The 24,019-nt window shown below is 69.1% G+C and carries 20 protein-coding genes; 9 read left to right on the top strand and 11 right to left on the bottom strand.

The window, feature by feature from the left end; genetic code table 11:
- The first annotated feature begins 58 nt into the window (after positions 1–58).
- Positions 59–997 carry an oxidoreductase gene (locus GUI43_RS13000; protein ID WP_112698893.1) on the top strand — a complete coding sequence of 313 codons (939 nt, stop codon included), beginning with the start codon at positions 59–61 and terminating at the stop codon, positions 995–997.
- Positions 998–1,071: 74 nt separating this feature from the next.
- Positions 1,072–1,422, top strand: a complete 351-nt coding sequence (locus GUI43_RS13005; RefSeq protein WP_112582160.1) for a DoxX family protein — start codon at positions 1,072–1,074, stop codon at positions 1,420–1,422.
- 8 nt (positions 1,423–1,430) lie between these two features.
- Here GUI43_RS13005 and GUI43_RS13010 read toward each other — a convergent pair whose 3' ends face one another.
- Positions 1,431–2,138: an ABC transporter ATP-binding protein gene (locus tag GUI43_RS13010; RefSeq protein WP_112698894.1), complete on the bottom strand. Its 708-nt coding sequence runs from the start codon at positions 2,136–2,138 to the stop codon at positions 1,431–1,433.
- 20 nt (positions 2,139–2,158) lie between these two features.
- On the bottom strand, positions 2,159–5,032 hold the full coding sequence (locus GUI43_RS13015) for an FtsX-like permease family protein (protein ID WP_112698895.1): 2,874 nt from the start codon (positions 5,030–5,032) through the stop codon (positions 2,159–2,161).
- A 262-nt stretch (positions 5,033–5,294) separates the two neighbouring features.
- Between GUI43_RS13015 and GUI43_RS13020 the strand changes: the two genes are divergently transcribed.
- Complete coding sequence (locus tag GUI43_RS13020; RefSeq protein ID WP_112698896.1) at positions 5,295–8,279, top strand: glycoside hydrolase family 3 protein; 2,985 nt, start codon at positions 5,295–5,297, stop codon at positions 8,277–8,279.
- Positions 8,280–8,331: 52 nt separating this feature from the next.
- Here GUI43_RS13020 and GUI43_RS13025 read toward each other — a convergent pair whose 3' ends face one another.
- Genes GUI43_RS13025 through GUI43_RS13035 form a run of 3 tightly spaced genes read right to left on the bottom strand, consistent with a single transcriptional unit; the run spans position 8,332 to position 11,833 of the window.
- On the bottom strand, positions 8,332–10,416 hold the full coding sequence (locus GUI43_RS13025) for a CotH kinase family protein (protein WP_112582153.1): 2,085 nt from the start codon (positions 10,414–10,416) through the stop codon (positions 8,332–8,334).
- Positions 10,413–11,234, bottom strand: a complete 822-nt coding sequence (locus GUI43_RS13030; protein WP_112698897.1) for a polyphosphate polymerase domain-containing protein — start codon at positions 11,232–11,234, stop codon at positions 10,413–10,415. The genes GUI43_RS13025 and GUI43_RS13030 overlap by 4 nt, the downstream gene beginning before the upstream one ends.
- Positions 11,231–11,833 (bottom strand): DUF4956 domain-containing protein, encoded by a 603-nt coding sequence (locus GUI43_RS13035; RefSeq protein WP_112698898.1) that lies wholly within the window; start codon positions 11,831–11,833, stop codon positions 11,231–11,233. Before GUI43_RS13035 ends, GUI43_RS13030 begins: the two co-directional genes overlap by 4 nt.
- A gap of 853 nt (positions 11,834–12,686) precedes the next feature.
- Here GUI43_RS13035 and GUI43_RS13040 point away from each other — a divergent pair.
- Entirely contained in the window at positions 12,687–15,389 is a 2,703-nt protein-coding gene (locus GUI43_RS13040; RefSeq protein WP_112698899.1) for a ricin-type beta-trefoil lectin domain protein, read from the top strand.
- A gap of 147 nt (positions 15,390–15,536) precedes the next feature.
- Here the strand turns inward: GUI43_RS13040 and GUI43_RS13045 are convergent, their stop codons facing one another.
- Both GUI43_RS13045 and GUI43_RS13050 read right to left on the bottom strand, forming a co-directional pair.
- Positions 15,537–15,758: a hypothetical protein gene (locus GUI43_RS13045; RefSeq protein WP_112605788.1), complete on the bottom strand. Its 222-nt coding sequence runs from the start codon at positions 15,756–15,758 to the stop codon at positions 15,537–15,539.
- Between the two features lie 102 nt (positions 15,759–15,860).
- Positions 15,861–16,175 carry an amphi-Trp domain-containing protein gene (locus GUI43_RS13050; protein ID WP_112605790.1) on the bottom strand — a complete coding sequence of 105 codons (315 nt, stop codon included), beginning with the start codon at positions 16,173–16,175 and terminating at the stop codon, positions 15,861–15,863.
- Between the two features lie 144 nt (positions 16,176–16,319).
- Between GUI43_RS13050 and GUI43_RS13055 the strand changes: the two genes are divergently transcribed.
- Both GUI43_RS13055 and GUI43_RS13060 read left to right on the top strand, forming a co-directional pair.
- Entirely contained in the window at positions 16,320–16,616 is a 297-nt protein-coding gene (locus tag GUI43_RS13055; RefSeq protein ID WP_091393391.1) for a DUF6582 domain-containing protein, read from the top strand.
- A 65-nt stretch (positions 16,617–16,681) separates the two neighbouring features.
- On the top strand, positions 16,682–17,899 hold the full coding sequence (locus GUI43_RS13060) for an FUSC family protein (protein ID WP_112698900.1): 1,218 nt from the start codon (positions 16,682–16,684) through the stop codon (positions 17,897–17,899).
- A gap of 14 nt (positions 17,900–17,913) precedes the next feature.
- On the opposite strand, the gene GUI43_RS13065 is transcribed toward GUI43_RS13060, so the two are convergent.
- Entirely contained in the window at positions 17,914–18,339 is a 426-nt protein-coding gene (locus GUI43_RS13065) for a VOC family protein (RefSeq protein ID WP_091393382.1), read from the bottom strand.
- A 156-nt stretch (positions 18,340–18,495) separates the two neighbouring features.
- On the opposite strand from GUI43_RS13065, the gene GUI43_RS13070 reads away from it, so the two are divergent.
- On the top strand, positions 18,496–20,325 hold the full coding sequence (locus GUI43_RS13070) for a glycoside hydrolase family 15 protein (protein ID WP_112698920.1): 1,830 nt from the start codon (positions 18,496–18,498) through the stop codon (positions 20,323–20,325).
- 9 nt (positions 20,326–20,334) lie between these two features.
- Here the strand turns inward: GUI43_RS13070 and GUI43_RS13075 are convergent, their stop codons facing one another.
- Positions 20,335–21,174, bottom strand: a complete 840-nt coding sequence (locus GUI43_RS13075) for a DUF72 domain-containing protein (RefSeq protein WP_112698901.1) — start codon at positions 21,172–21,174, stop codon at positions 20,335–20,337.
- A gap of 100 nt (positions 21,175–21,274) precedes the next feature.
- Here GUI43_RS13075 and GUI43_RS13080 point away from each other — a divergent pair, with 100 nt between their 5' ends.
- Together GUI43_RS13080 and GUI43_RS13085 are read left to right on the top strand one after the other, a co-directional pair.
- On the top strand, positions 21,275–22,285 hold the full coding sequence (locus tag GUI43_RS13080; RefSeq protein WP_112698902.1) for a glycosyltransferase: 1,011 nt from the start codon (positions 21,275–21,277) through the stop codon (positions 22,283–22,285).
- 61 nt (positions 22,286–22,346) lie between these two features.
- Complete coding sequence (locus GUI43_RS13085; protein WP_112582135.1) at positions 22,347–23,075, top strand: Clp protease N-terminal domain-containing protein; 729 nt, start codon at positions 22,347–22,349, stop codon at positions 23,073–23,075.
- A 10-nt stretch (positions 23,076–23,085) separates the two neighbouring features.
- Here GUI43_RS13085 and GUI43_RS13090 read toward each other — a convergent pair whose 3' ends face one another.
- Positions 23,086–23,604, bottom strand: coding sequence for a hypothetical protein (locus tag GUI43_RS13090; protein ID WP_112582133.1), 519 nt, complete (start codon positions 23,602–23,604; stop codon positions 23,086–23,088).
- 145 nt (positions 23,605–23,749) lie between these two features.
- On the bottom strand, positions 23,750–23,944 hold the full coding sequence (locus tag GUI43_RS13095; RefSeq protein WP_112582132.1) for a DNA repair protein: 195 nt from the start codon (positions 23,942–23,944) through the stop codon (positions 23,750–23,752).
- Positions 23,945–24,019: the final 75 nt, after the last annotated feature.

Genomic DNA, 24,019 nt, shown 5'->3' on the forward strand with positions numbered 1-24,019 from the left:
GTGGTGGCATCCCGCGCATTGCTTGACACTGAGTGCCACCGATAGCACAGTGGGTCGCATGACTGTCAATGGCTGGTCCACTGAACAGATCCCCGACATGAGCGGCCGTACCTTCGTCGTCACCGGTGCCACGGCGGGCCTCGGCCTGGTCACCACCCGGGCGCTCGCCGCCCGCGGTGCGCGCGTCGTGCTGGCCGTCCGCGACGAGGAGAGGGGCCGCCGGGTGGCGGCCGACATCGCCACGACCCGACCCGGCGTCGACCTGCAAGTCCGGCGGATCGACCTCGCCGACCTCGACTCGGTACGGAAGTTCGCCGACGGGATGCACGCCGACCATTCCCGGGTGGACGTGCTGATCAACAACGCCGGAGTGATGGCTCTGCCCCGCACCCTCAGCCCGCAGGGGCACGAGGTGCAGTTCGCCACGAACCACCTCGGGCACTTCGCTCTCACCGGGCTCCTGCTCGACCTCCTGCTGGCCGGCCGGGATCCACGGGTGGTCACTGTCACCTCGGTCAACCACCGGCAGGCGAAGGTGCGCTTCGCCGACCCGACCGGCGAGCGCGGCTACTCCCCGATGGGCTTCTACAACACGTCCAAGCTGGCCAACGCCATCTTCGGCTACGAGCTGCACCGGCGGCTCAGCGCCGTGGCCAGCCCGCTGGGCAGCTTCCTCGCCCACCCCGGCTACACAGCGACGAACTTGCAGAGCGGCGCCACCACGCCGATCTGGCGGCTGCTGCTGGGCCGGATCGGCAACCCACTCCTGGCCCAGCCGGTCGACCGCGGCGTCTGGCCGCAGCTGTACGCCGCCACCGACCCCGGGGCGCAACCCGGCCAACTCGTCGCCCCCGGCGGGCCGGGCGAGCTACGCGGCCACCCCGCGCCGGCGAAGCTCTCCACCGCCGCGACCGACCCCGAGCACGGCCGCCGTCTGTGGGAACTGTCCGAACAGGCCACCGACGTACGGTTCGGCGCGCTGCGGCCGGCGAGCTGATCGCGGAGGCCGGGAGCCGTCACGTTCCACCGCGCTAGATCGTCCTGGGGACGAGCAACCACAACGGAGGAACCATGTTCGCTGCCTATGTCACGGTCACCGTTCTGGCGTCGGTCTTCACCGGCTTCGCCGCCGTCACCTACCTGATCGGCCACGACTACCCGAAGGCGCAGGCGGACATGAAGCGCGTGCCGCGCTCGTGGGTACCGCGGTTGGGCGTGGCGCTGGCGGCAGGCTCGTTGGGGCTGCTGGCCGGCTTCGCCGTACCGCTGCTGGGCACTCTCGCCGCCGCTGGGCTGGTGCTGTACTTCATCGGCGCGCTGATCGCGCACCTGCGCGTCGGCTCCCGTCAGCTGGTGGGCCCGGCCGTATTCTTCGTCACCGTGGTGGCCGCGCTGACCCTGAACGTGCTCTACCGCTGGTGAACCGTCAGCTATGACGTGAGGCGCCCGTCCCGCATCTGGACGGTTCGGTCGCAGCGCGCGGCGATGGCTGTGTCGTGGGTGGCCATGATGACCGTCGTGCCCTGCTCGTCGCGCAGCCGCAGCAACAGGTCGACGATGGCGGTGCCGGTCTGACTGTCGAGATTGCCGGTGGGTTCGTCGGCGAGCAACAGGGCAGGTCGGTTGATCAGCGCACGGGCGATGGCGACCCGTTGCTGCTGCCCGCCGGAGAGCCGCGACGGCAGGGCGGCGGCCCGGTCGGCGAGCCCCACCGTCGCCAGCAGTTCGTGTGCCCGAGCGACCTTGTCGAAATCGGTGCGGAACGGGATCAGCGGTGCCATGACGTTGTCCAGGGCGGTGAGCGTGGGCAGCAGGTGGAACCGTTGGAACACGAAGCCGACCCGCCGCCGGTAGGCCGCCAACCCCCGGCCGGACAGGCCGGTCACCTCCTGACCGCCGACCTCGATGCTGCCACCGTCACTCCGTTCGATGGCGCCGATCAGGTGCAGGAGCGTCGACTTGCCCGAGCCGCTCGGCCCGGACATCGCGATAGCGGTCCCGGCGGCGATCGCGAGGCTGACGTCGTTCACCGCCACCAGCGGTGCACCGTCGGGCAGCGGGAATGACTTCCGTACCCGGGTGAGACACACAAGCGGCATGGTGACCGTGCTCGACGCCGCAGCTGACGTCCGTTCCATCGGACCTACTCCTTTGCCGCTCACCCCTCGGCGAGCAGGTGGGCGGTGGGCAGTCGGCGGAGCACGGCGATCGGCACCACCACCGACAGAGCGGAGACGGCGACGCCGAACACCAGGGCGGCTCCGGAACACCAGAGGATTGGAACGGTGACGCCCCCGGTGAAGGCCGCCGCCGCGCCAAGGCCGGCAGCGGCACCGAGCGTGCCGCCGATGGCACCCATGCCGATGGCCTCGATGATGACCAGCCGGTTCAGCATGGCGTCGGTCCAGCCGACGGCACCGAACAGGGCGAACTCGGCCGCGCGTTCGGAGATGTTGAGATAGAGCACGTCAGCGACCGAGACGATGCCCAGCATGATCGTGACCGCCACCGCGATGTGATCGACGGTGCGGGCCTGGAGGGTGATGGCGTCACCGAGCAGGGTGCCGGTGATCGCCCCACGGAACGCGAACGTGATGGCCAACAACATGGTCAGCGCGGCCACCCCGATCATCAGACTCAGCGCGCCGAGCGCGGTCCGACCGGGTGTGCGGGCAAGGTTGGCCAGGGCGAGGGTGACCAGCCGGCGCGGCGCCTGCCGGCGGAGGGCGAAACCCGGGACGGCGGGGCGGATGATCTCGCCGGGGTCCGGCCGGGCGGCCCGCCAGGCCGGCCAGCCGCCGGCGAGCAGGGCAAGGGCCATCGCTGCGGGTACGGCGAGCAGGGTGTGGATCCAGGCGATGTTGAGCCCGAGACCAAACGCGATCCCGAGCGCCAGCCCGGTGCCCGCGATGCCCGCGGCGAAACCGATGCCGACGATCTCGATGAACATCAACTGGAGGAGGTGCCGTCGGCCCCATCCGAGGCAGGTGAGGATGCCGAACTCGGTGCGTCTGGCGCGGATGGCGGCGGTGTTTGCGTTGAGCACCGCCAGCGCGCACACCGCGAGCACCAGGACGGACAGCAGCACGCTCTTGCGGTCGGCCGCGCGGACGAGCACGGACGCGACGCCCTTCTGTACCCAGGGCTCGGCCACGGCAAGGTCGGGCCGGCCGTAGTTGCCCGCCGGGTAGTGCACAGTCACTGCGGTGGGTGACGACCCCAGGGTGATGTCGACCTGCAGGCCGGTGCGTTGCGCGATCTCCTCGGCGATCAGCCGGACCCGCTCGCGGGAGACCGGGTCGATGCCGACGTCTCCGGCCAGCCGGACTCGCACCACGCTGATCGGTGAGGTGGTGTTGAGCTGGTACTCCGGGTAGCTGGGCTCGGTGCTGTACGCGCCGGGGTCGAAGATGGCTGGCAGGGCCGCCATGGTGGTGAGCATCAGCGGTGGTTGGCTGAGCAGGCCGGTGACGTTCGAGTTCGGGGCCAGCCGTCGGCCGCCCAGCGCCTGCCGTGACGCTTCGTCGGCGCCCTCGGCGCCCGGGTTGAAGTACGTGTCCATAGGCACGGCCGACAGCGCGCTGCCCAGCGAAACCTTGGCGGGGTCGAAGGTGCCCACCGCGCCCAGCGCGGCATCGGGCATGCTCACGTCCCCCGGCTGCTCCTCGTAACCGTGCGCCAGGTTCCGATGGACGGCCACCTCGCTGCGCACGCTGGTGTCGGCGAACTCCATCGGCACGTGCCGGGACGACCCGCCGTCGTCGGCGCCCTGACCCCAGATCTTCAGGTCGTACGGATCTGGCTGGGCCCGCAGACCGTTTCCGGCCCGTACCCTCTTCGGCGGTCCGACGGTCCAGAACTGGTCGAGCCACCTGGTGTTCGACGTTGCCAGGTCGTACTCGACGCCGAGGTCGTCGGGACGGAGCATCCGGTCGAGCAGGTTCTGGTACGGCTCTTCAAACGACATCGCCCGTTGGGCGACCGGCGTGCCGGACTCGTTGACCAGAGCGGCGCGGAGCCGCTGGTCGTCGGCGGATCTCCGGACCAGCTCGGGCGCGTCGGAGTTCAGGCGCTGCACTGTGACGTTGAGCGTCCTGTCGACCTGGGGTCGGTCCGCGACGAGGATCGGGAGCACCGAGTAGGGGTACGGCATTCCGTCCAGCCGCCGTGAGGTCGGCGCTTCCGCCGAGGTGAAGTATCGGCCTGAGGTGACGGCCTGGTCCAGCCCCGCCAGCGCGGCCTCCGACTCCGGGTCGACCGCGGCCATCAGGAACGGCACCGTCCACGCCAACGTGACTGTCGGCCGCATCGCCTTTCCCTCGCGATCCGTCGAACCCATGCCACCGACGCACGTCAACGACGATCGGGCTCGAAGGTCGGTCGGTGCGAGCCACTCCTCGGCGGTGATGGCCGGAGCTGCTGGGCAGATCTTCACCCGCTGGCCGTCGGCGTCGACCTCCTCCGGCGGTGGCAGGCCCCCGCCGCTCTTCAGTTCGCTGTTCGGCACCACGTCCAACCGATTGCGCGTCGCGTACAGAAACGCTGGCCCGTCCGGGATCTGGCTCAGCCCCGCGTCCGTCGCCCAGGTCGGCTGGACCCGCAACACCTGACGCTCGGCGGTCGGGTCAAGGTGATCCGACAGGTCGACAGTCACGGGCACCGTGCGCATCACGTACCCGACCATCGCGACAGGTGCCGCCACCGACACCCCGCGCACCGCCTGGATCTCGTGCCACTGATCGTGGGTGATGCCGCCACGCATGCCGGCCAACTGGCCCGACTGGACCAGATTGCGCTCCTGCTCCAGCGGCAGCACCGCGTCCTTGGGGCGTACCAGCAGGTCGTAGACCGGGCGGTAGTTGGCGCTGACCGTGCCCACCGCATCCAGTCGGGAGGTCACAGCGGCCCCGGTGAGCACTGTGAACCCGGCTACCGCGACGGCGATCATCGAGAGCAGGGCCAGCGACCGGCGCAGCCGTACGCGCCACTGCGACGCGGCTATCCCCAGCATCGACGCCCCGCCCCGCATCATTGGTCCTCCTGTGGGAAATCATACGACCTTTCTCCCTCTCCGCCTGTCCGACGGTTTGTCGACGGAGGGAGCAGGTATTGCCCAGTCATTGGCGTACATCTATAGTTGCGCGGATCACAACAATCATGGCCGTGGTGACGCGGCCGGGTCGTCGAAGCGCTTCGACGATTCGTCGTTCAGGCCCGTCAGCCGGGTGTCGAGCCTGGTCACGCCGGTCTCGGCGCCCCGCTGGGCGTCTGTCGTACGACATGAGGAGAACCGCATGCGGAACTGGCGCCTTCGGCGCGGAATCACCGCGCTCGCGCTTGCCCTGCTAGCCCTACCGGCCGTTCCCGGCACCGCGCTCGCCGAACCCACCTACCCGTTCCGAGATCCCCGCCTGCCCGTGAACGTCCGGGTCGACGACCTGCTCGGCCGGCTCACCCAGGACGAGAAGATCTCCTGGCTGCACCAGTACCAGCCGGCCATTCCCCGGCTGGGCATCGGCCTGTTCAAGACCGGCACCGAGGCGCTGCACGGGGTGGCCTGGTCCACCGACATCGACAACAACGGCGCGGTGGTCAAGGCTCGCGGCACCGTCTTCCCACAGCCGGTGGGCATGGCGAGCACCTGGAACACCGACCTGATCCGGCAGGTCGGATCGGCCGTCGGCGACGAGGCGCGCGGCTACCACGCGCAGAACCCCCGGGTCTGGGGGCTCAACCTCTGGGCGCCGGTGGTCAACCTGCTGCGCGATCCCCGGTGGGGCCGCAACGAGGAGGGCTACTCCGAGGACCCGCTGCTCACCGCCGAGATCTCCACCGCGTACGGGTCGGGGATGACCGGCGGTGACCCCAACCACCTGAAGAGCGCGCCGACCCTCAAGCACTACCTGGCCTACAACAACGAGGTCCGACGCGATGTGACCTCCTCGAACGTGCCGCCTCGGGTGCTCAACGAGTACGACCGCGCCGCCTTCAAACCGGCCATCGCCGCCGACGCGGCGACCGGGATGATGGCCGCGTACAACCTCGTCAACGGCCGTCCGGCCACAGTGGACCCGGACCTGGCCACCGTGGTACGCGACTGGACCGACCAGCCGCTGATGAACGTCACGGACGCCTGGGCGCCGAACAACCTCGTCGCCTCGCAGGGGTACTACGCCACCCAGGCCGAGGGCAACGCCGCGATCATCAAGGCCGGCCTCAACAGCTTCATCACCGACGACACCAACGCGCAGCCCACCATCACCGCCATCAAGCAGGCCCTCGCGACCGGCCTGCTCACCGAGGCAGACATCGACGCCCGGATCCGCGAGATCCTGAACGTCCGGTTCCGGTTGGGTGAGTTCGACCCGGGCGGCGGCCGGTACGGCGGCATCACCCCGGACGTCATCAACAGCCCCGAACACCAGCGACTGGCCCGGCAGGCCGCCGGCGAGGCGATGGTGCTGCTGAAGAACGAGCGGCAGGCGCTACCGCTGGACCCGGCCCGGACCCGCAAGGTGGCGGTGCTCGGCCCGCTGGCCGACACCCTCTACTCGGACTGGTACGGCGGCGACCTGCCGTACCAGGTGACGGCGCTCGACGGCATCCGCGAACGGCTGGGCAGCTCGGCCAGTGTGAGCGGGCTCGACGGGGCGGACCGGATCGCGCTGAAGGACGTGTCGACCGGCCGGTACGTCTCGGCCACCGGCACCACCGACGCCGACCGCGTCCTCGGGACCGGCGCCACCCCGGCGCTCGTCGCCCAGTTCGACGTGGTCGACTGGGGGCAGGATGTGGTGACGCTGCGCAACGCCGCCAACGGCCGCTACCTCGGCTACAACTGGGGGCCGTTCCTCACCCGTGACGAGCAGCCGAACGGTTGGTACGTCCAGCAGCAGTTCAAGCTGGAGCCGCAGGCCGACGGAACGGTGGTGCTGCGCTACGTCGGCTACGAGACCAAGGAGAGCTGGTTCGGCGCCGACACGTACGTGACCATCGGTGACGACGGCGCCCTCAAGCTCGGCGCATCGACCCCGGCCGCCGCGACCCACTTCAGTCGCGAGGTGATCAGCAGCGGAATCGACCGGGCCGTGGCGGCAGCCAAGGCGGCCGACACCGCCGTGCTTGTGGTCGGCAGCAACCCGTTCATCAACGGCCGCGAGGCGCACGACCGGACCTCAACGGCGCTGAGCGCCGGCCAGGAGGCGCTGGTCAAGGCCGTGGCGAGGGCCAACCCGCGGACCGTGCTCGTGCTCCAGACCAGCTACCCGGTCACCATCCGATGGGAGCAGGAGCACGTACCGGCAATCGTCTGGACCACCCACGCGGGCGCGGAGACCGGTCACGCCGTCGCCGACGTCCTCTTCGGCGACCGCAACCCGTCCGGCCGGCTCACCCAGACCTGGTACCGCTCGGACTCGCAACTACCGCCGGACCTGCTGGAGTACGACATCATCTCGTCCGGGCAGACCTACCTGTACAGCCGCGCGAAGCCGCTCTACCCGTTCGGCCACGGGCTGTCGTACACCCGCTTCCGGTACGGCCAGCTGCGGGCCGGTGCGCAGTCGGTCGCGGCCGACGGCACCATCACGGCCAGTGTGGACGTGACAAACGTCGGCAGTCGGGCCGGGACCGAGGTCGTTCAGCTCTACACCCACCAGCGCACCTCGCGGGACACCACCCCGATCCGCCAGCTCAAGGCGTTCCAGCAGGTGAAACTCGCGCCCGGGCAGACCCGTACGGTGACCTTGCGTCTGCCCGCCGCCGACCTGGCGCACTGGGACGTCACCCGCAGCAGGTGGGTGGTCGAGTCGTCCGTCCACGACCTGATGGTCGGGGCGTCCGTCGAGGACATCCGGGCCCGCGCCGCGGTCCGGGTCCGGGGTGAGACCATCCCGGCCCGCGACCTGTCCCGGACCACCAGGGCCGAGACCTTCGACAGGTACGCGGGCGTCCGGCTCGTCGACGAGACGAAACCCAGCGGTACGGCGGTCGGTGCCACAGCCGCCGGTCAGTGGATCTCCTTCGACGGTTCCGCGCTGCGAGCCGACGCGCGCACCTTCACCGCGAAGGTCGCCAAGGCCGGTGCGGGCGTCGGCACGATCCAGATCCGGATGGGGTCGCCCACCGGCCGGCTGCTCGGCACGGCCACCGTGCCCAGCACCGGCGACAACTACCGGTACGTCAGCATCAGCACCGAGTTGGCCCGGGCCGTCGGCAACCACGACGTGTACCTGGTGTTCGACTCCCCGCTGCGGCTGGCGGAATTCTCCATCAGGTGACCGGCGCCCGGGGCCGGGTCGATCGTCGACCCGGCCCCGGGCCTTCGGCTGGTCAGCTCGCCGTGCAGGTCAGCGCCGGTGTACTGGGCGTGCCGCTCGACGAGCCGAGGAACCCGAACGCGGTGCTCGCGCCGGCGCCCAGTGCCCCGTTGTAGGCGACGTTGCGGGCGGTGACCGCCGACCCCTGGCTCGTGACTGTTGCGTTCCAGGCCTGGCTGATGCTCTGGCCACCAGCGAAGGTCCACGTCACGGTCCAGTTGCTGATCGCCGAGGTTCCCGCGGTGACCCGTACCTCGCCCTGGAAGCCGCCGGTCCACTGGCTGGTCACCGCGTACGTCGCGGTGCAGCCCGCCGCCGGGGGTGGGGTGGTGGGCGGTGGGGTGGTGGGCGGTGGGGTGGTGGGCGGTGGCGTGGTGACGGAACCACCCCAGCCGGCGGTGGAGTCCAGCCAGGCGGCGCGTCGCAGCATCCAGTCCCGCATGACCTGGACCTGCCCCTGCCAGGTGGGCGAGGTCGGGGTGCGGAAGAAGCTGACCGTCGGTGCCGTCAGGTTGGGCCAGCGTTGGAAGTTGCGCTGGGCCGCGTTGGTCAGCGGGGCCGCGAGAGCATTTATCCGGGTCTGGAGCGCGGCGTCGGAGAGCAGGCCCCGTCGCAGCGTCTGCCAGCGCGATCGGGCCTGGTTGACGAACGCGGGGTCGCGCAGTAACTGGGCGAACCAGTCGTTGGCCGACGGCTGCCGGGTCTGCTGGTGCTGCCAGCCCGATACCTGGTCGTTGGCGAAGAACCCACCGACGCCGAAGCTGAGGTCGAAGTCCCACAGCGGACCCGCGAAGATCTTGCTGTCCCGGTCCTTGTAGAAGTGCGAGCTGCGGACGTAGGCGTCCATCTCCCGGCTCAGCTCGTTGACGATCATGAGGTCGATGAAGGAGTCGACGTCGATGTACTTGCGGTATCCGGTGGTCGGGTCGGCGAAGTTCGACGAGTGCAGCACGTCGTTGAACTCCTGGAGGTGACCGCGCAGCCAGTCCCGTTGCTGCGGTTGCAGGGGCGACGGGTCGGCTACCTCAAGGTAGTTCCAGCAGGTGGCCGCCGGCCCGGTGCACGGCAACGTCGGCTCCTCGGCCGCCATCCACTCGAATTTCCAGATGTACCCGCCCTGGATCTTCGGCAGTGTCACGTCGTCGGAGTCCAACTGCTTGAGGTCGAGGCGGTCCTTGGAGTTCTTGATCGTCTCCATGAACATGTAGACGCCCATGTAGTCGCTGGCACCCACCGGTGCGGCGTCCGTGTTGAGGTAGAACTCGGCGAACGCGTAGCGCGGGGCGGGCAGCCCCATCTCGCGCCCGAGGTCGTAGACGAGAGCCTCACGGATCAGCGCCTTGTCGGGGAACGGGCCGCGCAACACCCAGTCGGAGTCGGCGGGCATGCCCAGCACCGGGTGGTCGGCGTCGTCGTCCTCGTTGTCCCAGAACTCGACGCGGAACGGCGTCTTCTCGAACGTTGCCGACGAGTTGCCGCGCAGACGGAATCCGGCCCGGGTGCTGAGCGTCGGGGCGGCCGCCAACGACGTGGTGCCGCCGCCCGTCGGTTCGAAGATCATGGTGGTGGCGTCGAAGTACTCACGGTCTGGCCGGCCGGCACCGTACGAGTCGATCAGTACCACCGGCAGGTCGTGGGCGGTGGTGACGTTCTGGGCGGCGTACATGGCGGTGCCGGGCGCGCCCGTCGGCGTCTGGCCGACGAACGCCTGTGCCCGCAACTGGGTGGTGCGGGTGAAGCGCAGCGCCGAGCCCGAATAGAGCGACGACTGGGCGGTGGGTGGCTGCCCGTTGGTGGTGTAGCGGATCTGGGCACCGCTGACCGTGCTGCTCAGCGTCACCGTCACCTCCCCCCGGAAGGTGCCGCTGGGCACCGAGAAGGTGATGTCGCCGGCCAGGTCGTCTGCCGCGGCATCGGCGGCCGGGGTGCCGGCGGGGAGTTCGGTCACCGGTTGGGCGACCTGGGCAGCGGCGGCAACGGGTTCGGCGCCGGCCGGTGGTGAGGACACCACGAGGAGGCCTGCGACGAACACGGCGGTGGCGGCGATCCCGGCGGCACGAAGGGCCGCCACCGGAAGACCGGTGTTGCGGGTGGTCATGCGCACGATGCCTCCTGTTCTGATCGGGTGGGAACGGGCAACTCCAGGAGCGCCGAGGACGGGTCGGCGCGGAAATGGCGGCGTAGCGTCCGACGCCACGGCACATCGGGAAGGTCCAGGCGGAGTGCCGCGAGACCGGTGGCGTACTTCGAGATGCGTACGGGCCGGGTCCCGCGCTGCCACAGCGCACGGTCGACCAGCGAAGGGGCCGAGCTGGTCTTGGTCTCGACCACGGCGATGCCGGGCAGTCGCAGGGTTTGGTCACCGTCCTGCCAGGTGAGCCCGGTGTCGATGGTGACCCGGCTCGCGGTCGCGGGCAGCAGCAGAGTGGAGCGACGGTAGCTGGTGACAAGCACCGGCTCGAGCGGGCTGCCGCTGAGATTGGACAGGATCAACTCCCGGTCGAGCACCTCGTTGACGAACCCGCGCCCGGACCGGACGGTGCGGCGGTCCTCGGCGAGATACGGCAGTCGGTGTTTGGTGACCCGTCCGCGTGCGCCGCTGATCTTCACTTCAAGCCAGCACTGGGCGGAGTCGAGGTAGGTCCGGGTCCGTACCTTGAAGCGCCTGCGCCGCCGGTACGCGGCGCAGTGGTAGCTGGCCAGGCAGGGCGTGTCGAAGTACACGGACTCGTACCGGAAGCTGCGCTCACCGTCGATGTCCAGCACGCGGGCGTACGGGGTGAGCTGGTCCAGCAGTTGCGGCAACTCGTCCACCGCGATGACGTACTTGCGGTCCACCCTGCACTGCAGCGCCGCCCGGTCGATCACCTCGGCGAGTGCGATCGGCGCCAGCGTCGCCAGCGGTGGCGCGTTCATCGAAGCGCTCCGGCCCGTACCGACTTGCTGGTGCCGGTCGCCGCGCTGCGCCGGGCGACCGAGTATCGGACGTCGACCACTGTGGTCTCGTTGACCATGTCGAGCCGCTGGACGATGGCGTTGTGCACCCGGGCGTTGAGCAGTTGTTCCAGCTGGGCGACGAGAGCGACGTGATCGGTGACGGCGGAGTCGAGCACCATGATCTGGTGCCGGTAGTGCCGGAGCAGCCTTCGGTGATCGCCGATGAACATCACCGCGACGATGAGTGCCATCAGACCTCCGCTGAGCCAGACCGAGGTGGTGCTGAGTGCGCCGAGAATGCCCAGTGCGAGAGCGGAGAAGTAGTACGCGACCTCGTGCTGGTCGAGCTCCGTCGACCGGAGTCGGATGATGGAGAGCACTCCGAACAGCGCCAGCCCCAGCCCGAGCCCGGCCCCGACGTCACTGGCGCTCAGCGCGCTCGCCACCGCGAGGACGCCGACGTTGACCCCCAGGTAGGCGACGACCAGGTCGCGCCGGCGGTGCCGGGGGAAGTAGAGCCCGAAGACGAGCAGCGCCACCGCGCAGATGTCGATCGCGAACAGGACGAGCTGCGACATCGCTGGGGTTCCTCCTGGTTCACGCCGGAGTGGACCGACGCCAGGCCGCCGTCGCTGCGTGGCGACCTGCGGAAGGTGGCCGGACCCCCGGGCTACTTTTCGGTAAACTTTCGGTATTTCGTTGGTGACTGTAAGCAGAACATCAACCTAAGTCAATGTGTGATCTGTGCGGACATGCAGGTCCCGAGGCCGGCTGGCGAGGGTGCGGTGCGCCTGACGTGGGCAGGCTCGGGGCGCCGCCTCGGCTCGTGAGGCCACCGAAACTTTCGGAGTCTTTCGGGCGCACGGACGGACCTCTGGGTGGTCGCCCGGGTTCGCGTGACCGTCAGCGTGGGCGGGAGCTCAGTAGCTGTGGTGCCTATGGAGCTGATGCCGCAAACGAATCAGGCGAGGGGACCCGTGGTGGCGGTCGGGGTCGCGACAACCGTTCGGGGCCGTCTGCCGGTGATGTCGTAAGCGATTCAGCTCCAAAGGAGACCGCGCCCACCCATGCCCCTGTCTCGACGGCGCCGGCGGGTGCGCCGCGCTCCATCGCTCCGCGAGTGGTCGCGGGCCTCGACGGGCGAGCCTCGCCTCGTCGCTGCGGATTCGTCGGACGACGTGAGCAGGGGCGTGCGGCCGGCGTGGTTGGTCTGCCCGATCCGGGGGCATTTCTGCATAGACGCCCTCCAATTGCCAGTTGCATTGGTCAGACGTGTGACCTACGCTCCCAGTAAGAATTTCGGGGCGGTTAACAAAGAGTGCGGTCGGGGCGACGGAAGTCCCCGCCGGCCCTTAGTGGCGTCGCTGTTCCGTACTCGTCGCTCGATACGCACTTTGGGCACCACATCGACGACCAGTGAGAGGAACAGACGTGAAGTCAGCCATATCCACCGCTCGATTGTCAGTGTTGGCGGTGGCGGCGCTTGTCGCCGCCACACTGCCGGCAGTGCTGACAAACCAACTGCCGGCCTCGGCCGCGGTCCAGGCGACCTACTATGTCGCCCCGGACGGTAACGACGCCAATCCGGGCACCCTGCAGTCGCCATTCCGGACTCTGCAACGTGCCCGGGACGTCGTTCGTACGGTGAACACGAACATGACCGGCGACGTGAACGTCTACCTCCGTGGTGGCACCTATCCGGTGAGCAGCACTGTCGAATTCGGGCCGAGCGACTCCGGCACCAACGGCTTCCGGGTCAGCTACGCGGCCTACGCCAATGAGAAGCCGGTCCTTGACGGCGGCGTCCAGGTGACCGGGTGGAGCCAGCACAGCGGCAACATCTGGAAGGCGCCGCTCGACCGCGCCAACAAGCTGCGGGCGCTCTACGTCAACGACAAGCGCGCGTACATGGCGTCGAAGACGATCAGCTCGGCGGGCTGTTACGGGACGTACAACATCACGGCCAACCAGGCCTCGTGGGCCTGGGAGTCGGGCTCGCAGTGCGACGGCGCAAAATACAGCCTCAACGATTTCCCGGCCGTCGCCAACAATCAGGACGACATCGAGATCGAGACCGGAACGACCTGGACCACGGCCATCGTGGGCGTCCGGCAGGTGACCACGAGTTCCGACGGCGCCAACCGGGTGGCCCTCTTCCAGCAACCGGGTGCGGCCATCGCGCAGGGCGCGTTCAACGGCAACGCGCAGGTTGGTGGAACCCACAAGGTGATGAACGCCTACGAGTTCCTGGACGCCCCCGGGGAGTTCTACTTCGACAAGACCAGCCGGACGCTCTACTACTACAAGGCCAGTGCCGAGAACATGTCGACCGCGACGGTCTACGCGCCGAACAACGTGACCACCGTGTTGCGGGTGGCCGGCACCTCGACGAGCAGCCACGCGCGCAACATCACCTTTTCCGGCCTCACGGTGCAGCACTCCGACTGGAACCTGGTCAACGTCGCCGGATCGTCCTTCAAGCAGGCGCAGCAGGGCAATCTCAGCGCGAACGTGTACGCCAAGGGCAACTTCCACGTCTACCACTACCGCAACGTCGATGTGGTTCCCGGCATCGTCCAGGTGCAGAACGCCGACGGGATCCTCCTGCAACGCAACCGGATCCAACACACCGGTTCCGACGGGATCAGCATGGTCAACGACGTGCAGGGCACACAGTTGATCGGCAACCACACCAACGACATCGCGGGGTCCGCGATCCTCGTGGGCCATCCACAGCACGTCTACATCGGGGACGGCACGTCGACCAACCGGGAGAAGTACTCGGCGTCGGTCGAGGGGCTGCCGAAGAACATCGACATCAAGAACAACTACCTCTACGACAGCGCGGTCCTGTTCAACGGGCACAGCCCCATCTCCGCGTACTTCGCCGACACACTGACCATCCAGCGCAACCGGATCGAGAAGACCCCGTGGTCGGGCATCACGCTCGGCTGGGGCTGGTGGAACTTCGACGGATCGTCGGGCTCGATCGTGCCGAACCGACCGACCACCACGGCGAGAAACAACACCATCAGCTACAACCACATCATCGACACGGTGCAACGCCTCAGCGACACGGCTCCCATTTACACGCTTGGGAGCCAGCCCGGCACCACCATTACGAACAACTACCTCCAGGGCGTTCCGTCGGGCCACAAGTACGGATTGCACCCGGATGAGGGCTCGGCGTTCATCACCTTCCGCGACAACGTCCTGAGTATCGACAAGAACGTCACCTGGATGATCAACTCGGACGACTTCGGGCGGAAGCACGATCTGAGCATCACGCAGATCTACGGCCCGATCAACAAGGTCTCGAACAAGAATCTGCCGAACAGCACGGTCGGCGACATCCTCGTCTCCTCCGACTATGTCTGGCCGGCGGTGGCGTACGGCATTGCCGCGAATTCCGGTCTTGAGGACGCGTACCGGGACATCATTCCGGCGAGCAATTTCTCCGCGCCGAACTACGCGCTGCCGGCCAGCACCTTCGTCACCAGTGCCACCGCGTCGATCCCGATCCGGAGCATCGGCGACGCCACCAGATCGGTCTGGCTGGCTCCGTACGGCACGACCACCTTCACCGCCGGGGCGACGATGACCAGGGCCACCGGCACCGCCACGTCCATCGCCGTGCCAGCCACTCAGGGCGAGTACCGGCTCTACGTCGTCGACGCACAGGGCAACCGGTCGGCCGAGTCGACAGCGATCGTCCGGCAGCAGCAGGGCGGTGGCAGCGGTACGGGGAGCGGACAACTCGTGGGTGGCCAGTCCGGCCGCTGTGTCGAGGTGCCCAACTCCTCGACCACCAACGGCACTCAGACCCAGCTCTGGGACTGCTCCACCGGCACCAACCAGCGGTGGACCCACACCGCCAGCAAGCAGCTGACCGTGTACGGCAACAAATGTCTGGACGCCTCCGGGGCGGGCACGGCCAACGGCACCGCGGTCATCATCTGGGACTGCCACGGCGGGCTCAACCAGCAGTGGAACGTCAACACCAACGGCACCGTGACGAACGCCCAGTCGGGGCTCTGTCTCGACGCCAACGGCGCCGCCACCGCCAACGGCACGAAGCTCATCCTCTGGTCCTGTAACGGCGGCACGAACCAGCGGTGGACGCTGCGTAGCTGACCGACCAGAAGCCCCCGGGGCCAGGCCGACACGGGCCTGGCCCCGGCTACTTCTGGTACGCGGGCCGCTGGCGTGGGTGTGGGCATCGACCGTCGGACTCGACGGTCGATGCCGACACGTGCTGCCGGGTCGATCCGACAGGCGTCGTTACTTGGCGGCGTTCAGGGCCACCAGTGCCTGGGCGGTACGGAAGTACGGGCTGCGACCGAGGTCGCCGACAGTGGTGATGTTGAACGCCTCCTTGAGCAGCTTGGCATCGCCGGCGCTGACGCCGGTGAGCGCATCCACCGGGGAGTCGACCAGCTCGGCGAGAGTCTTGTCCTGGTAGGCCTTGACGACCAGCTTGCTGAAATCGGTGGCGACAGTCATTCGTTCTCCTTCGATCTGTGGGGTGGCGGAACCAGATCATCATGTACGGGCCGGGATCCACTGTGAACAGCGACGAGGGGCCGCCGGGCACTCGTCAGGCGGTCACGCCTCCGGCGTGGCCTCGGCCGTCCCGGTCGGCTCGGCGGCCTCGTCGTCCTTCGAGGGTTCCTCCTCGTCCGCCGCCTTGACGCGCGCGGGCTCGGTCCAGGAGAACTCGATCTCGACGGACACCTCCGTCTCGTTCTCCCGCTCGATCTCCAGCTCGCACCGCACCGTGTCCGCGACGGTCACCGCACCCGCCGCGCCGTAGAAGAGCCGCCCGTCAGACTCCAGCTGGTTCGCCAGTTGGCGCAGCCAGGCGGCCAGGTCCGAGCGCGACACGGTACGGGCGTCCTCGTAGATATCCATGTCGGCCATGCTCGCACTCCACAAAGGACAGCGTGCGCAGGGCTTCGGCTTCGGACGTCCCGGCCGGCATGATATGGATCTTGCCGGTGGCGATCGTCCGGGAAATTTCGGCTTCGGAGGTGCCGTCGGACAGCGTGCGGGTAATGCTGGGCGATGAAATCCACCTGGAAGCCCCACGAGAAGCACGGTGGCCTGTCGGACAAGGACAAGCGCGAGCTGCCGGAGACCGTCTTCGCGTTTCCCGGCAAACGCAAGGAACCGATGACCGACGCCAGCCACGTCCGCAACGCCGTCGCCCGGTTCGACCAGGTGCAGGGCGTCACCGACAAGGACCGGGACCTGGCCTTCCAGAACATCCTCGCCGCCGCCAAGCACTACGGTGTCGACGTCGCCGAGACGAACTGGCGCCAACTCGGCAAACTCCCGCACACACCGAACCCCGCCCACTGACGGGGCGTCCGCACGATTCGGCTCGCTCGCCGGATAGGTTCGTATTCGCTGGGTAAGCGGCGTGGATGCCCGCCAAACAGGAGCCGGCAGCTGACGACGACCCGCCCCCGCACGGGGTGTCCCGGGCCGGTCGAACCTGGGCCAGCCTGCCCAATCCGGTGCGGCACGGGTTGCGCTCCCGCGCCTGGCGGTTCCGCCTCTACGGGCTGCTCGCCGTGCAGGCCGGCGTCGCGGCGACGATCGCCTGGTTCGTGGGGGCACAGTTCCTGGACAATCCCTCCCCGGTCCTCGCGCCCACCACAGCTGTCGGCATCGTGGCCGCCTCGATGGGCACACGCCTGCGGCGCACCATCGAGCTGCTGGTCGGGGTCGTCCTCGGGCTCGCCGTCGGCGACGCGGTCATGCCGCTGTTCGGCATCGGACCCTGGCAGACCGGCCTGGTCGTCGTACTGGCGATCATCGTCGCCATCCTGCTCAAGGGCGGTGGCTCCCTGCTCACCCAGGCCGGTGGCACCGCGGTGCTCATCGCCACCCTGGAACCGCCAGTGCGTGACCTGTCCGTTCCTCGCTTCGTCGATGCCGCGGTCGGCGGACTGGTCGGGTTGGCGGTCGGTCTGCTGGTGGTGCCCATCCACCCGCAGCGGACGGTGCAGCGGCTGGCCGAACCGGTCCTCGACCCGGCTATCGCCGCCCTGCACAGCCTGGGCGGGGCGTTGCGTCGTCGGGACCTTGACACCACCGAGCAGAGTCTGACCGGCCTGCGGATCCTCGGGTCGCGGGTGACCGCGCTGGACGAAGGGGTCGAGGCTGCCCAGGAGGTGGTGCGACTGGCGCCGCTACGGTGGCACCAACGTCGGTTGCTGGCCCGCTACACCCGGGCCGTCAAACATCTTGAGCGGAGCCTCTACGGCTGTCGGGCCGTTGCGCGGAGACTGGCCAAGGCTCTCCGGGAGGATGAGCCGATACCGGAGGAGTTCGCGGCAGCCATCGAGCTGCTGGCCACCAGCATGCATACGCTGAGACGCACCACCACTCCCGAGCGGGCGGACCCGCGGGAGGCGCGCCAGCAGATCCTGACCGCTCTCAAGCTGGTCGAAGAGGCGCAGGGGCAGCCCGCGCCGGATCCCACCCGTCCGCACGCCCACCGGTTGGGCTACTCGGGGATGATCGCCGCGGGTGAATTCCGCACGGCCGCCCAGGACCTGCTCATCGCCAGTGGGTTGGACACCGACGAGGCGGCAGCGCTGGTGCGGCGGACGTCGGGTCGGGACGAGTGGGACTGAACCCCGTTCACCCGTCAGGTCGCCTTCAGCGACGCGAGGACGTCGAGGTAGTGCGGGTTCCTCATGACTCCCAGCACGTTGCCGAACGGGTCGACCACCGCTGCGGTGATGAACCCCTCGTCCCCGTGCGGAGTGATCGGCTGGTACTCAGTGGCGCCCAACGCCAGCAGCCGCTCGACGGTCGCGTCGAGGTCGTCGACGCACCAGTGCATGATCGCGCCGCCGGGCCCGGCCGCCGCGCCGGCCGGTGCGTACCTGCGGTCGATGATGCCCAGCTCGGCCTGATAGTCCCCGATGCGGAACTCGGTGTAGGCCGGGCGTCCGTCGGGACCAGGGCGCATGAAGTACGCCTCGATGCCAAGAAAGTCCGCGTACCAGGCCGTGGCGGCTGTCACGTCGTCCGCCCAGATGTTCAGGGTGGCGAATCCTCGCAGGCTCATCAGGTGTCCTCTCGTCGATGTCGACGCTATCGACCATTGCGGAAGGTCTGCTTCCGCAATGAGTTGCCGGTCTCGGCGGTGTCGAGCCCGGGGCCGCATCTTTCGTCGGTGCCCGGGTAGTCGCCGCCATTGCCAGTACGAGTGGCGGGGGATGGCGTGGACAGCTACCCGGCAGTCGAGGACCACGGTCTGATCGGTGATCTACAGACCGCGGCGCTGATCAGCACGGACGGTACGGTCGACTGGTTCTGCGCGCCCCGCTTCGACTCGCCGAGCGTCTTCGGCGCGCTGCTGGACCGCCGCAACGGTGGCCACTTCCAGCTCTCGCCCGACGGCGTCGACTACACGAGCAAGCAGCTCTACCTGCCCGGTACGCCGATCCTGATCACCCGCTTCCACAGCGCCGACGGTGTCGGTGAGCTGTTGGACTTCATGCCGGTCACCGGTGCGGAGGCCACCGAACGGCACCGGTTGATCCGGCTGGTGCGGATGGTCCGGGGGAGCATGCGGTTCCGCTTCCACTGCCACCCACGGTTCAACTACGGGCGTGATTCGTACGAGCTGGAGGTGCACCCCGAGGGCGACGTCTTCCGGAGCCCGACGATGACCCTCACCCTGGCCGCCTTCAAGAACTCGCTCCGCGAGTTCGACGCGAGGGACATCAAACGGGACACCGACGGCGTGTCCGCGTCGTTCACCCTGCACGCCGGCGACATCGGCGGGGTGGTCCTGGAGACTGCCTGTCCGCACGCGCCGCGAGCACTCAGCACCGACGAGGCGTGCGATCTGCTCGCCGAGACCCGCGACCACTGGCGGCGGTGGGTGGGCGGTTCCGGATACAAGGGCCGCTGGCGGGAGGTGGTCGAGCGGTCGGCGATGACCCTCAAGCTGATGACGTACGCACCGACCGGCGCCCTGGTCGCCGCGCCCACCGCGGGGCTGCCCGAGCAGATCGGCGGGCAGCGGAACTGGGACTACCGCTACACCTGGATCCGGGACGCGTCCTTCTCCGTGCACGCGCTGCTGCGCCTGGGCTTCACCGACGAGGCCGAGAAGTATCTGCTCTGGCTCGACGCGCGCATCCGTGAGGCACGGGACGGCAACCTGCCCCTGCAGATCATGTACCGCATCGACGGCTCACCGGACCTCCCCGAGGAGGTGCTGGGTCACCTGGAGGGGTACCGCGGCTCCGCCCCGGTGCGGATCGGCAACGGTGCCGCGGGCCAACTCCAGCTCGACATCTACGGCGAGGCGCTCGTCTCGTTGGAGCTCGCCGACCGCAACGGGCTGATCGCGCCGTACGAGGGGTGGCGCAAGACGGCCGGCTTGATGGACTGGCTCTGTGCGCACTGGGACCAGCCCGAGGACGGCATCTGGGAGACCCGTTCCGGTCGGCAGGACTTCACCTACGGTCGGGTGTTGTCCTGGGTCGCGCTGGACCGGGCCATCCGCATCGCGCGACGCCGGGGCCGCCCCGGCGACATCGCCCGCTGGTCCGCCGAACGTGACGCCATCTACGAGCAGGTGATGACTCGTGGGTTCAACCAGGAGCGTCGCGCGTTCGTGCAGCACTACGGGTCCGACATCCTGGACGCGTCGCTGCTGGCGATGCCGGGGCTGAACTTCATCTCGCCGACCGACCCGATGTGGGAGTCGACGCTGCGCGCGATGGACACCGGCCTGGTCTCCGACAGCCTGGTCTACCGCTACGACCCGAAGGCATCGCCGGATGGTCTCGCCGGCACCGAGGGCACCTTCAACATGTGCACCTTCTGGTACGTGCAGGCGCTCGCCCTGGCCGGCCGGATCGACGACGCCCGGTTGACCTTCGAGAAGATGCTCACCTACAGCAACCCGCTCGGCCTCTACTCCGAGGAGATCGCACCGACCGGTGAGCAGATCGGCAACTTCCCGCAGGCGTTCAGCCACCTCTCGCTGATCAGCACGGCGGCCCACCTCGACGACCTGCTCGACCACCAGGGTTGACCGGACCGGTCAGAACAGCGTCAACGGCTCGACCGGGATCGGCTCGGGCAACGCGTCCAGCCCGGGTACGCGTGCTCGTACCTCGTCGTGGAACCGGCGGGCGAGCGCCGGAGCGTCGGCGTTGTCAGGGGTGTGGATGAACATCGTCGGCGAGCGTCCCTCGCGGAGCCAGGCGACTGTCACGTCGACCCAGCGCTGCCACCCCTCGACAGTGCGCGTCGAGTCGTCACGACCGAGGTAGCGGACGATCGGCCGGTCGGTCAGCGCGACGGACCGGAGCGGCACGCGGGGCTTCCTGGTCCAGGCGTCCCGCTCCGCGTCGCTGGTCGGCGGGCTCGCGAAGAAGGCGGTCGTGTCGAAGGGGATCCATTCGGCGCGGGCGGCGGCGAGGGTCGCCCCGAGCAGTCGGGCCGCGCGGGCGTCGGTGAAGAACGCGGGATGGCGGACCTCCACCGCGTACCGGTGGGACTGCGGAAGCTTTTCCAGGAAACGGCCCAGGGCCGGGATGTCGGCGGGCGCGAACGAGCCGGGCAGCTGGATCCAGAGGGCGTGGGCGCGCGGGCCGAGCGGTTCGATGGCGTCCAGAAAGACGCGCAGCGGTTCGTCGACGTTGGTGAGCCGGCGTTCGTGTGTGATGACCTTGGGAAGTTTGAGGACGAACCGGAACTCGGGCTCCGTCTGGGCGGCCCACGAAGCCACTGTGTCCCGGGCCGGTGCCGCGTAGAACGTGGTGTTGCCCTCCACGGCGTCACACCAACTGGCGTAGTGCCGCAGGCGCTCGGTGGGCGGCAGCCGGTGGCCCGGCCACGACCGGTGACTCCACATCGCGCATCCCACGTGCAGACGCATGACCGCCCTTCCCGCCGGTGACCGCGCTCGACCGGAGCCCACCGTATACGGGCCGCCGGACGCGCCGGGCCCACGGTGGCGGCAGGTAGGGTCCGACGCCATGCGCGTGCTGTTCGCCAGTCTTGCGTCCGTCGGTCACACCTATCCGCTGATCCCGCTGGCGATCGCCGCCCGGGAGGCCGGGCACGAGGTCCACTTCGCCGCCGGTCCAGAGGTGCACCCGCCGCTCGTCGCGCACGGCCTGCGGCCGTTCCGGCCCGGCGACGCCTTCTACGAGGTGTACGCGGAGGACCTCGCACCGGAGCTCGCGCGGCTGCGGCCCGACCTGGTGGTGCACGAGTGGGGGCTGCCGGGGGCGGCCGTGGCGGCTCACCGGGCCGGGATCCCGGGCCTGTGGCACGGGTTCGGCCGGATGTTTCCCGAGGGCATCGGTCTGGAACTGCCCACCAGGAACGCCGAGGTTGTCGGCCGGCCGCACCTGGACATCTGGCCGCCCTCGCTGCAGGACAAGGACTTCCTCGCCACCGAACGTCGGATCGAGCTGCGACCGGTGGCCTTCTCCTCACCGGCCCCGCTGCCCGAACGGGTGAGCCGTCGAACGTCCCGACCGTTGATCTATCTGACCCTCGGCACCGCGTTCGGCACGCCGGAGCTGCTGCGCAACGCCATCGCCGGCCTGGCGGCGCTGAACGCCGAGGTGGTGGTCGCGGCGGGCCGGGTGCCCCGGGAACAACTGGGCGAGATCCCTGACCACGTCAGCGTGCACCAGTGGGTGTCGCAGGCGGAGCTGCTGCCGCTCGTCGACCTGGTGGTGCACCACGGAGGTAGCGGCACCACGCTCGGCGCGCTCGCGGCCGGCGTACCGCAGTTGCTGCTGCCGCAGGGCGCCGACCAGTTCGCCAACGCCGACACGCTCGCCGCCGCCGGTGTCGCCCTGCGGCTTCTTCCCGGCGAGGTGGACGCGAGCGCCATCGCCGAGCAGGCCCACCGGCTGCTGCCGCAGCGCGGCAACGTCGGGCAGCGCGACGCGGCCCGCGCTGTCGCCGAGGAGATCGCCGCCATGCCCTCGCCAGCGGCCGTCGCTCGACTCCTGCCGGAGTACGCCGCCTGACTGGACGCACCATCGTCAACCCAGGGTTGACGGGACGGGTCCGTCAACTTATGGTTGACGCATGACAGATCCTCTCCAGATCGGTAACACCGTCAAGCTCGACGACCTGATTCAGGCGATCAAGACGGCGCACACCGACGCGCTCGACCAACTCACCGACGCGGTCATCGCCGCCGACCACCTCGGCGAGGTTGCCGATCACCTGATCGGGCACTTCGTCGACCAGGCTCGGCGCTCGGGGGCCTCCTGGACCGACATCGGCCGCAGCATGGGAGTCACCAAGCAGGCCGCCCAGAAGCGCTTCGTGCCGAAGGCGACCGACGCGGCCGCGCTCGACCCCAACGCCGGCTTCGGCCGGTTCACCCCTCGCGCCCGCAACGTGGTGATGGCTTCACAGGAGGAGGCCCGGGCCAGCGGCAACGCCGAGATCGGCCCCGAGCACCTGGTGCTGGGCCTGCTGGCCGAGCCGGAAGGGCTGGCCGCCAGGGTGATGGCTGGTCGCGGCGCCACCCCCGAGGCGGTACGGGAGGCGGTCGGTGCCGTCCTCCCACCACGGGCCGAGCAGGTTCCGGACCTCATCCCGTACGACGCGCGCGGCAAGAAGGCGCTGGAGCTGACCTTCCGGGAGGCGCTGCGCCTCGGGCACAACTACATCGGCACCGAGCACATGCTGCTCGCCCTGCTGGAGCAGGAGGACGGCGCCGGCGTGCTCACCAACCTCGGCCTGGACAAGGCGACGGTCGAGGCCGACCTGGCCGCCGCCCTCGCCGCCGCCGTCGGAAAGAAGTGAGAACCAGGGGTCAGGGCGCCTCAGGAAAGCCGTAACGCAGGGCGTGCTCCGGATCGGCCGGGTCGATCTGGCGTACGCCCGCGTCGGCGAGGCGCTTGTTGACCTCGTCGAGTTGCTCGCGCACCAGTCGGGCCTCCTCCTCGGTGACCCGGCCCCGGTGTGGCTTGCCGGCGTGCTCCAGCGTGCCGTAGTCGATCTTCTCGGTGGTCTTGCGGGCCTTGGGCGGGCGAACCCGCTCGGCCGTCTTCAACAGCTGCGCCATCGGCACGTCGGTGGCCATCGCGTCGAACTCGCTGGCGGTCAACACCACCCGGCGGGGCTCGCCACCACCGTGCCGGTCGTGGATCTCCACCACCGCCACGTCCAGCGCGGCGTCGTCGATGTTCTCCACCTCGCCCGGGGTGGCGTCCAACTGCACGGGCCCGGCGACCAGGTCCGGGTGCTCCAGCACGACGACGCGGACCACCTCGTCGTCCTGCTGCAGAACCGTGCCGGTGAAGTCGGAGACGTGGATCGTCTTCTTGCCCATGCGCGGAGCTTCTCCTGTCGTAGGCCGGGATGGCGGACCACAAGAAATTACCCGACAGGTGTGCGAAAGCCGCCGCTGGACCTCCTCCGGTGTGTCGCCCCGAACGTCAGAGCCTGCCCTTCGGCGCCACCCAACCGGTGGTGGGTCAGTGGGTGTTCAGGCGGTGCCGACTGGAGTTGCCGACGGACAGCTTGTTCAGGCCGGCCCACGACAGGGAGTCGCCGCCGATTGTCCGCGGGTTCCGGTAGCGCGGCTGGGGCGGATTGCCTCCGACGGCCTCCGCCGCCTGCCAGAGTCGCTCGGGGTCCTGCTGGTAGTGGTCGCTCGGCTGAATCGGCATGCGTTCACCGTCCCAAACAAAGGTGTCCAGATATGGAAATACATATGACGGTCGATCCGCGCCCCCGGTTCCCGC

The organism is Micromonospora noduli (genome assembly GCF_003264365.1).
Classification (GTDB): Bacteria; Actinomycetota; Actinomycetes; order Mycobacteriales; family Micromonosporaceae; genus Micromonospora; species Micromonospora noduli.

What these genes read in the sequence shown, in the direction of transcription:
- GUI43_RS13075 (WP_112698901.1), bottom strand. Translation starts at nt 21,174, where the DNA reads ATGCGTCTGCACGTGGGATGCGCGATGTGGAGTCACCGGTCGTGGCCG.
- GUI43_RS13050 (WP_112605790.1), bottom strand. Translation starts at nt 16,175, where the DNA reads ATGGCCGACATGGATATCTACGAGGACGCCCGTACCGTGTCGCGCTCG.
- GUI43_RS13090 (WP_112582133.1), bottom strand. Translation starts at nt 23,604, where the DNA reads ATGGGCAAGAAGACGATCCACGTCTCCGACTTCACCGGCACGGTTCTG.
- GUI43_RS13065 (WP_091393382.1), bottom strand. Translation starts at nt 18,339, where the DNA reads ATGAGCCTGCGAGGATTCGCCACCCTGAACATCTGGGCGGACGACGTG.
- GUI43_RS13055 (WP_091393391.1), top strand. Translation starts at nt 16,320, where the DNA reads ATGAAATCCACCTGGAAGCCCCACGAGAAGCACGGTGGCCTGTCGGAC.
- GUI43_RS13010 (WP_112698894.1), bottom strand. Translation starts at nt 2,138, where the DNA reads ATGGAACGGACGTCAGCTGCGGCGTCGAGCACGGTCACCATGCCGCTT.
- GUI43_RS13030 (WP_112698897.1), bottom strand. Translation starts at nt 11,234, where the DNA reads ATGAACGCGCCACCGCTGGCGACGCTGGCGCCGATCGCACTCGCCGAG.
- GUI43_RS13000 (WP_112698893.1), top strand. Translation starts at nt 59, where the DNA reads ATGACTGTCAATGGCTGGTCCACTGAACAGATCCCCGACATGAGCGGC.
- GUI43_RS13005 (WP_112582160.1), top strand. Translation starts at nt 1,072, where the DNA reads ATGTTCGCTGCCTATGTCACGGTCACCGTTCTGGCGTCGGTCTTCACC.
- GUI43_RS13095 (WP_112582132.1), bottom strand. Translation starts at nt 23,944, where the DNA reads ATGCCGATTCAGCCGAGCGACCACTACCAGCAGGACCCCGAGCGACTC.
- GUI43_RS13085 (WP_112582135.1), top strand. Translation starts at nt 22,347, where the DNA reads ATGACAGATCCTCTCCAGATCGGTAACACCGTCAAGCTCGACGACCTG.
- GUI43_RS13045 (WP_112605788.1), bottom strand. Translation starts at nt 15,758, where the DNA reads ATGACTGTCGCCACCGATTTCAGCAAGCTGGTCGTCAAGGCCTACCAG.
- GUI43_RS13015 (WP_112698895.1), bottom strand. Translation starts at nt 5,032, where the DNA reads ATGATGCGGGGCGGGGCGTCGATGCTGGGGATAGCCGCGTCGCAGTGG.
- GUI43_RS13080 (WP_112698902.1), top strand. Translation starts at nt 21,275, where the DNA reads ATGCGCGTGCTGTTCGCCAGTCTTGCGTCCGTCGGTCACACCTATCCG.
- GUI43_RS13025 (WP_112582153.1), bottom strand. Translation starts at nt 10,416, where the DNA reads ATGACCACCCGCAACACCGGTCTTCCGGTGGCGGCCCTTCGTGCCGCC.
- GUI43_RS13020 (WP_112698896.1), top strand. Translation starts at nt 5,295, where the DNA reads ATGCGGAACTGGCGCCTTCGGCGCGGAATCACCGCGCTCGCGCTTGCC.
- GUI43_RS13035 (WP_112698898.1), bottom strand. Translation starts at nt 11,833, where the DNA reads ATGTCGCAGCTCGTCCTGTTCGCGATCGACATCTGCGCGGTGGCGCTG.
- GUI43_RS13060 (WP_112698900.1), top strand. Translation starts at nt 16,682, where the DNA reads ATGCCCGCCAAACAGGAGCCGGCAGCTGACGACGACCCGCCCCCGCAC.